This window comes from Streptomyces sp. NPDC059564, from assembly GCF_042735575.1.
GTDB lineage: Bacteria > Actinomycetota > Actinomycetes > Streptomycetales > Streptomycetaceae > Streptomyces.
In genome coordinates this window covers 1-7,660 of record NZ_JBHWBP010000363.1, presented here as the reverse complement: position 1 = coordinate 7,660, position 7,660 = coordinate 1, and the positions used below count along the sequence as shown (strand labels likewise).

The 7,660-nt window shown below is 71.9% G+C and carries 8 protein-coding genes; 2 read left to right on the top strand and 6 right to left on the bottom strand.

The window, feature by feature from the left end; translation table 11 throughout:
• Window positions 1–231: 231 nt before the first annotated feature.
• From ACFV0Q_RS35175 to ACFV0Q_RS35165, 3 genes are all read right to left on the bottom strand, one after another.
• Window positions 232–381 (bottom strand): hypothetical protein, encoded by a 150-nt coding sequence (locus ACFV0Q_RS35175; RefSeq protein WP_385011128.1) that lies wholly within the window; start codon window positions 379–381, stop codon window positions 232–234.
• 13 nt (window positions 382–394) lie between these two features.
• Window positions 395–955: a hypothetical protein gene (locus ACFV0Q_RS35170; protein ID WP_385011126.1), complete on the bottom strand. Its 561-nt coding sequence runs from the start codon at window positions 953–955 to the stop codon at window positions 395–397.
• A 302-nt stretch (window positions 956–1,257) separates the two neighbouring features.
• The gene (locus ACFV0Q_RS35165; protein WP_385011124.1) at window positions 1,258–2,064 is read right to left on the bottom strand and encodes an SDR family NAD(P)-dependent oxidoreductase; all 807 of its coding nucleotides are present in this window, start codon (window positions 2,062–2,064) and stop codon (window positions 1,258–1,260) included.
• 1,063 nt (window positions 2,065–3,127) lie between these two features.
• On the opposite strand from ACFV0Q_RS35165, the gene ACFV0Q_RS35160 reads away from it, so the two are divergent.
• Entirely contained in the window at window positions 3,128–3,916 is a 789-nt protein-coding gene (locus tag ACFV0Q_RS35160; RefSeq protein WP_385011122.1) for a GNAT family N-acetyltransferase, read from the top strand.
• Window positions 3,917–4,113: 197 nt separating this feature from the next.
• Here ACFV0Q_RS35160 and lysA read toward each other — a convergent pair whose 3' ends face one another.
• The 3 genes from lysA to ACFV0Q_RS35145 all read right to left on the bottom strand — a co-directional run bounded on the left by lysA (window position 4,114) and on the right by ACFV0Q_RS35145 (window position 6,400).
• Complete coding sequence (gene lysA / locus ACFV0Q_RS35155) at window positions 4,114–5,448, bottom strand: diaminopimelate decarboxylase (protein ID WP_385011121.1); 1,335 nt, start codon at window positions 5,446–5,448, stop codon at window positions 4,114–4,116.
• Between the two features lie 13 nt (window positions 5,449–5,461).
• A complete protein-coding gene (locus tag ACFV0Q_RS35150) occupies window positions 5,462–5,821 on the bottom strand; it encodes an SAV_915 family protein (protein WP_385011120.1) in 360 nt (119 codons plus the stop codon).
• Between the two features lie 264 nt (window positions 5,822–6,085).
• Entirely contained in the window at window positions 6,086–6,400 is a 315-nt protein-coding gene (locus ACFV0Q_RS35145; protein WP_385011118.1) for a hypothetical protein, read from the bottom strand.
• Window positions 6,401–6,738: 338 nt separating this feature from the next.
• Here ACFV0Q_RS35145 and ACFV0Q_RS35140 point away from each other — a divergent pair.
• The coding region (locus tag ACFV0Q_RS35140) for a CorA family divalent cation transporter (protein ID WP_385011116.1) at window positions 6,739–7,660 on the top strand (922 nt) is incomplete at its 3' end.

The window sequence follows — 7,660 nt, the reverse complement described above, 5'->3', positions numbered from 1 at the left end:
CCCTTATGACGACCCACCCGCGCTTCTCCCACACCACCCGAGCCCACGCCTTCAACACGGCCGCAGCCCAGTACGCCGCGAACCGCCCCCCCCACCCCCCCCCCCGCCCCCGGTGCCGGCCGGGCGCCGACCGTCCCGGGCGCCGGTTCCCCGCGGGGGCGGCCCACCGCCTCGGGCCGCCCCCGCCTCTCCTTGGCGTGAGTTCGTCCGCGCACGCCTGAGCGGCGCATCTCAAGCCGTGCGGACTTCGACGCCGAAGTGCTCCAGCAGGTCCACCTCGGCCCAGGACAGGTGCCTGCGGAACTTCAGGAGAGGGAACCGGTCCTCGGCACGCAGCCCGTCCGGTGTGATGGCGGCCGCGGCGGGGCGTGGGGCGGTCACGGGTGGACTCGGGTCACTGCAAGCCGGACACCTTGAAGACCGTCTGAGCCGTCTCGCGGTCGATGCGCCCCGCCAGCTGGCGCAGGGCGGTCGCACCGCACAGCAGGGTGCCCCGCTCGACGGAGGTTCGGCTGTCCGTGTCGAAACGCCGCCACATCGCGGGATTGCGGACCAGCACGGCCGGGTCGATCTCGACCCGGTTCCCTTCCGTGTCGCGCAGGACCATCCGCTGGGACACCCCGTCGTTCCACCGGATCGAGACGAGGGAGTCGGTGCGGACACGGTGCTCCACCAGTAGTCCGCGGGCGCTCAGCAGACCGGGCCGTGTGGAGACCCGGAGTGGCAGCAGAATCACGAAGATGAGGGCGGCCAGCCCGGCCCAGAGGGCGCCACGGGTCACGTCGAGCCGGCCGACGAACGCGTCCAGCACGAACAGGGCCGTGGAGAGCAGGCAGGCGACGCCCATGGCCGACCGCCTCTCGCCGGCCCAGTGCGAGTCCTGTGCGAGCGGCCCAGGAGGCTCCGCGTGCCCGGCTCGTCTGCCGGTCGCGGAGCGCGTGATACGTCGTCCCATGCGAATGACGTTAGAACGGGTCGGGCCCTTGACCGCGAACCCTGATGGACTGCTGACGCCGTGACGACGGCATCTTGACGTGCTCCAGGAGGTGTGGGGGTCCTCCTACGGAACGCAGACCGACCACCTGCGGGTGTGCATGGCCCACCTCCGTCGGAAGCCGGAGGCGGGGCGGCCCTGGTCGTTGGGCCGCCCCGCGTGATGGGCTGCTGACTAGCAGCAGGGCTTGCTGCCGTGGTTGGAGCCCTTCCTGCGGCGGGCCCTCTTCTTGCGTGCGCGCTTGGACACGTCTGTGGATCCCTTCAGGCGGTGTGGCCGACCAGGAGGTCGGCGAGCTTGTTGAGGCGCTTGACGGTGCGGTCGTCGGTGGCGGCCGGGGCCGGGGCGACGCGCTCGGAGCGGTCGTAGTACGCGCCGTTGACGATCTCGGTGGCCGGGTCGCAGAGCCGTACGACGTGGAGCGCGCCCTCGGCGGCGGACTCGCCCTCGTTCCCGTAGAGCGGGAGCAGCCCCGTGTCGCAGATCCCGGGGTGGACCGAGACGGCGGTGACGCGGGGGTCGGAGGTGAAGACCGTCAGGGCCAGCTGTGACTGGGCGTAGGCGGCGAGGCGGGAGTAGCGGCGGATGCGCTGGGGGTCGTTCCACTGGATCGCGGCGGTGCGGTGGAGCGAGGAGGAGACGTTGACGACCCGGCCGCCGGGGTCGGTGGTGAGGGCGGCGGCCAGGAGATCGGTCAGGAGGTAGTGGGCGAGGAAGTTGACCTGGAAGGAGATCTCGTTGCCGTCGGCGGTGAGGGTGTGGCGCTCGGGCGCCGCGATGGCCGCGTTGTTGACGAGCACGTCCAGGCGCGGGTGGTCCCGTACGACGGCGTGGGCGAGGTCCTCGACCTCCTCCAGGCGGGCGAAGTCGGCGGCGAGCGGCCGCACCAGGGCTCCGTCGATGCCGGCGGTGGCGATCAGCCGGTCGGTGGAGGCCTGGGCCTCCTCGGGGGTGCGGCCGTGGAGGAGCACGACGGCGCCGCGTTCGGCGAGCTCGCGGGCGGTTTCGTAGCCGATGCCGGAGGTGGCGCCGGTGACGAGGACGGTACGTCCGGACAGGGAAGAAGACATGTCGGATTCCTGGATCATGGAAGCGGGCATGGCTGACGGCCCGGCGCCCCGGCCTATGGCGGGTGTGGGCTCGGCTCATGCGGTGATGGTCGAAGACAGATGCGTACGAAGCCCGGGTCGGCCCCCTTCGAGGGACGACGACGGGTACGTCGATGACGCGCGGCCGTGTCAGAAGGCCGGGCGGACAGCGGGCGCCGTCGGCCGCACCGGATTCGGTGGCCGATCGTCGTAGCGCGGACCGCTGTTCACGGCTCCATCACAGCGGATCCGGGGTGGCCGGGCAAGATTCCGAACGGGTCCTTGACAGTCTTCTGACGTTCGCCGGGTGACCGGGCTCAGCTGTATTCGTGCACGTCATCAGGGCCGCGTCAAAGATCGACGGCTGTGCGGAAGGAACGCGTCAGGACGTGTTGTCGCGGCCATCTCCCCAGCACAGACTGGTGTCGCGACGGAGCCGGGTGACGGTCCGGTGGCGCGCGGCTGGAGGGCGGTGACCTGAACACCGCCGTGAAAGCGCATGGTTCGGCCCGTGGGGGGTCCGGCCGATGCGACCGCGTGCCGGTCAACCGTCGCACACCACATGAGCCGTCCGGCGTCCGGTGTGGGGGCAGCGGGGCCGGGCGGCTCGCGTGGTTCCGACGGCGGGGGGCGCGCCGTCCCCTTCGGCGGGAGCAAGCCGATGTCGCCCTCCGGCCTGGAACGGGTTCCGTCAGGGCGGCGTCAATTGGCCGTATGAGGCATTGAGCGTCGGCCACCAGGGCAGTTGGATGGATCGCATGGACATGGGTCAGCGCCACGACGACCGGCCGCCGCATCAGGCGCCGCCGACCGTGCGTCGGGCTGTCCTCCGGGCGCCGCGGCGCCGTTAGAGACCCTGCGGCCGGCCGCGGCGACCTCCGGCCGCCCGCGGGCTCCTCGCTCACCCCCTCGGACCAAGGCAGTTCCAGGCCGGCCGGCGGAGATCCACACTCCGCCGGCTTTCCCGCGGGGGCGGCCTCCGTCCGGGCCGCCCCCGCCCAGCGTCTTCCGCCCTGCGTCTTGCGCCCTGCGAGGAGGCATACCCGTGATAGAGCTCGATCGTTCCGGCCTTCCGGACTTCGCCCGCTGGTTCGCCGTCGGGGCACCAGGTGTCGCGGCCCTCGCCGAGCACGTACTGGCCACCGGCAACGGGCGCTGGTGGGCCGACCGGCCTGTCGAGCCCCGGGTCATGGCCGTCTCGTGCGGCGACCGCGTCGTCCTGCGGGGCGACCCCCGGGAAGTCCCCTTGAGCGCTCTCGGCTCCCTTGCGGCGAGCCGTGTCGAGGCTCCGGAGCACTTCGCCCCGGTGATGCGCGCCGCCTTCTCCCGGGTCGAACCGCGGCAGTGGATGGTCTACGCCCAGGAGGCACCGCCACTGTCGGCGCGGACGTTGCGCGGTGTGGCCGTAAGGCGGCTGACGGCCGAGGACGCGCCGGCGCTGGCGGGGTTCTCGCCCGAGGCGTCCTGGATTCACGCGACGTGGGGCGGGCCCCACGGACTCGCCGGATCGGGGGCTGCCTGGGGTGCCTTCCGGCGTGGTCGGCTGCTCGCGGTGGCGTGTACGTACGTCCTGGGCAGCCGGTACGAAGACGTAGCCGTCCACGCCGCACCCGGCCACCGCACGCAGCAGCCGGCACTGGCCTGCGTGAGCGCCCTGTGCCAGGACATCGCGGCCCGCGGCCGGACACCGAGCTGGTCCTGCTCCCGGCACGACCGGCCCAGTCGGCTGCTTGCCTGGCAGGCGGGGTTCCGGCTGCGACGGGAGTACACCCACTACTCCACTGGGAGGGTGCGCGTTGAGGACGCGTCGGAATGCGCTGACGCGCGGGCATGAGTGATCAGGCTGCGTACGCGTGCTCAGCCGTCGACTCCGATGGCTGAGTACGATCCGCTCCATCGCCGACGAGCCCGACATCCGTGAGGCGGAACCAGTCCGTGCCCGCCGCCCCCACGTCCACGCCGGCTGACCCGTTCGCGTCAAGACGCCGACAGGAATCCCGCCGGGCCCTCGCCACGGCCCGTCTGCCGGCCCTAGCCGCCGATGTCCCGGCTGCGGAAGTCCTCCAGCGTCTCGCGCCTGACCAGGATCCTGGCCGAGCCCTCGTGGACCGCGATGACCGGGGGACGGCCGACCATGTTGTAGCCGGACGCCATGGACAGCTGGTACGCGCCCGCCACGGGTACGGCGAGCAGGTCGCCGGGGTGGACGTCGCCCGGCAGCTCCACGTCGGCGGCGAGGATGTCGCCCGCCTCGCAGTGCCGGCCGACGACCGTGGCCCGGCAGGGCGCGGCCGTGGAGTGACGCCCTACGAGCCGGGGCGCGTACCGCACCCCGTACAGGGCGGGCCGGGGGTTGTCGCTCATCCCACCGTCCACGGCGACGAACACCTTCTCCCCGGTGTGCTTGACGGCGAGCACCCGGTACAGCGCGACACCCGCCGGCCCGGACACCGCGCGTCCCGGCTCGATGGCGAGCCGCGGCACCGGCAGCCCGGCGGTGGCGCAGCCTTCGGTCAACTCGGTGCGGAGCTGCCGGGCGAGCGCGGAGAGGTCGAGGATCGCCTCGCCGGGCCGGTAGGCGACGCCGTGGCCGCCGCCCATGTCCAGCTCGGGCAGGACCACGCCGTGCGCGTCGCGGATGCGGGCCATCAGCTCCACCATCCGGCGCAGGGCCACGAGGTAGGGCTCCACGGTGGTGATCTGGGAGCCGATGTGGCAGTGCAGGCCGGTGAGTTCGAGCTGCGGCTGTCCAAGAATCCTGACGACTGCTTGCTGCGCGGAGCCGTCGGCGGGGGAGAGACCGAACTTCTGGTCGTCCGTGCCGGTGCGGATCTTGTCGTGGCCGCCGGCCGAGACGCCGGGCACGACGCGCACCATGACCTTCTGGTGGCCGTGGGAGCCGACGGCGGCCACGATCCGGGCGATCTCGGACGGGCTGTCGATCACGATCCGCCCCACCCCGAGCCGCAGCGCCGTCGCGATGTCCCGGGGTGACTTGGCGTTGCCGTGCAGCACGATGCGCTCGGGCGGGAACCCCGCGGTCACGGCGAGTTCCAGCTCCCCGGCCGAGCACACGTCCAGGCCCAGCCCCTCCTCGTGGACCCAGCGGACCATCGCGCGGGAGAGGAACGCCTTGGCGGCATAAAGGACTTCGGCCTCGGGGAAGGCGTCGCGGTAGGTGCGGCAGCGCTCGCGGACCTCGCCCTCGTCGAGGACGTAGGCGGGAGTGTCGAACCGCTCGGCCAGCTCGGCCAGGGAAACACCGCCGACGGCCAGACCGCCGTGCGGGAGCAGGGTCGTGGACGCGGGCCATATCGACAGGTCGTCGGTACGGGGCGCGAGCTCGGGGAGGGCAGTGACGGTCATGATGCGATTCCCTTCAGGCGGTCCGGGCAGCGGTCTCGGGAGCCTGCGGGACTGGAGTGGTGGCCGAACCGGTCGCCGTCGCGGTGACCGCGGGAGCGGTGAGGGTCGGGTCGACGGTCAGCACAGATGCTCCGACCGGCTCGGCCATCGCGCGGAGCGCGGACTCGGAGAGCCGGATCCAGGGCTGCGCTGCGCCGAGCGTGGCGGTCAGCCGCTCCGCACTGGTGAAGCCCACGGCGGTACGCGCTCCCAGCGGAGTGCGGAACAGGCGTACCACCACCCCCGCCCTTCCCGGCCGGACCGGCACGTACAGGGGACCGGCCGGGACCTGTTCTTCAGGCTCGGGGTCGTCTTCGTACTGGAACAAACACATGGGGCCCTCCCAGGGGAACCACGAGTGGCAGTTGAGGCCCCGGATGCGGGGAGGCGGTCCGGGGCACGGCAACGAAGCTATCCCCGCTTCCGCCCACCTACGGCCACCCCATGACGGGACCTTGACGACGGCCGGCCAAGTCCATACGGATCACTGACGGCCCGAGCCGGGCGGGCGTCAGGATTCGGCCATGGGTTTGGATCTGCGCGTGCGAAAGCTGCCCGCCCGCTTCCGTGCCTCGGCAACCCGCCTGTCGGCGCACGCCTAAGGCGTGCCGCTGCCCTCCCGGCGTCCACCCGCGAGCTGGCCCGCCAGCATCACGATGAGGCCGGCGACCATCATCGCGCCGCCGGTCAGGGCGCCCCACTGCCGGGTGCCGGCGTCGCTGATCACCAGCCCGAAGACCACCTGCCAGCACAGTGCGAAGGCCGTCACCAGCTGGCCCGAGCCGTAGAGGCGGGGGCTGCGGACATGGCGCCGGTTCATGGGGAGCACCCAGCCGCGGATGACCGCCGCCACCCCCGAGGTGGCGATGAGCAGAGCGACGAGAACCAGTGGTGCGGCGAGGTACAGCTTCATGATCTCTCTCCTGCGTGCCGGACCCGTTCCGGACGCCGGCGCGATCATGTCACCTGCCGCTACGCACGTCCACGCTCCGGGGCGAGCCCTGTGACCGGCCGGCCGGCCGGATCGAGGGCCGAACGGTCCCGCGCGGGGACCGATCGGGCCCACCCGGGCCGAACCCCTCACGATGCGGCGACGCGCACGGTCGACCTGGGCGGGCAGCCGACGGGGTCGGCTGTGAGGACATTCCGGCCGAGTCGGAGGAGTATCTAGTGCTGTGAGGCCTGTACGGCGCGCTACGCGGCCGGTGGGCAAGAGGCAGCGCACGTCGGCCGGCCGTGAGGAGGATGGCCATGATCGTCGACTGCGCACACTACCGGGACGGGCGGCGGCAGCACGAGGGCGCGATGCCGCTGGAGCAGGCGGCCGCACGCTGCAGGCAGGGCGGATTCGTCTGGCTGGGGATCTTCGAACCGGGTCCCGAGGAGCTGGCCCGGGTTCGCGAGATCTTCGGACTGCACGAGCTTGCCGTCGAGGACGCCTCGGCCTTCCACCTGCGGCCGAAGGCCGAGCAGTACGAGGACGGCACCGAACTGATCATCCTGCGCACGGCACGCTACGACGACGAGCGCGAGGAGATCGACACCGGCGAGATCAGCGTCTTCCTCGCCGAACAGTTCGTGATCACCGTTCGCCAGGGCATCGCGAGCGAGCTGCACGGAGCCCGGAGCCGGCTCGAAAGCCGCCCCGAACTGCTCAAGACCGGCAGCGCCTCCACGCTGTGGGCGATCCTCGACCAGGTCGTCGACAGCTACGCGCCGGTCGTCGGCGAACTCGAGCGCGACATCGAGCAGATCGAGGCCACGGTGTTCTCCGGGGCGGTCGCCCCGACCGAACGGATCTACTCCCTGCGCCGTGAGGCCACTGACTTCTACCGGGCCGTACACCCGCTGCTCGCTGTGCTCGCCCGGCGGCTGCAGCCCGGCACGTCACCACCCGCGCTCCTGCCGTACATCCGTGACGTGCACGACCACTTGTTGCTGGTCAACGAGGAGGTCGCCGCCCAACGCGACCTCCTGGCCACCGTCCTGGAAGCGAACATCGCGGTGATCTCCGTCGAGCAGAACAAGATCAACCTTCGGCAGAGCGCCACGATGGAGAGGCTCACGATCCTCGCGAGCGTGTTCCTCCCGCTGTCCTTCGTGGTCGGCTTCTTCGGGCAGAACTTCGGCTGGCTCGTCAGCCACATCGGCAGCTTCACGGCGTTCCTCACCC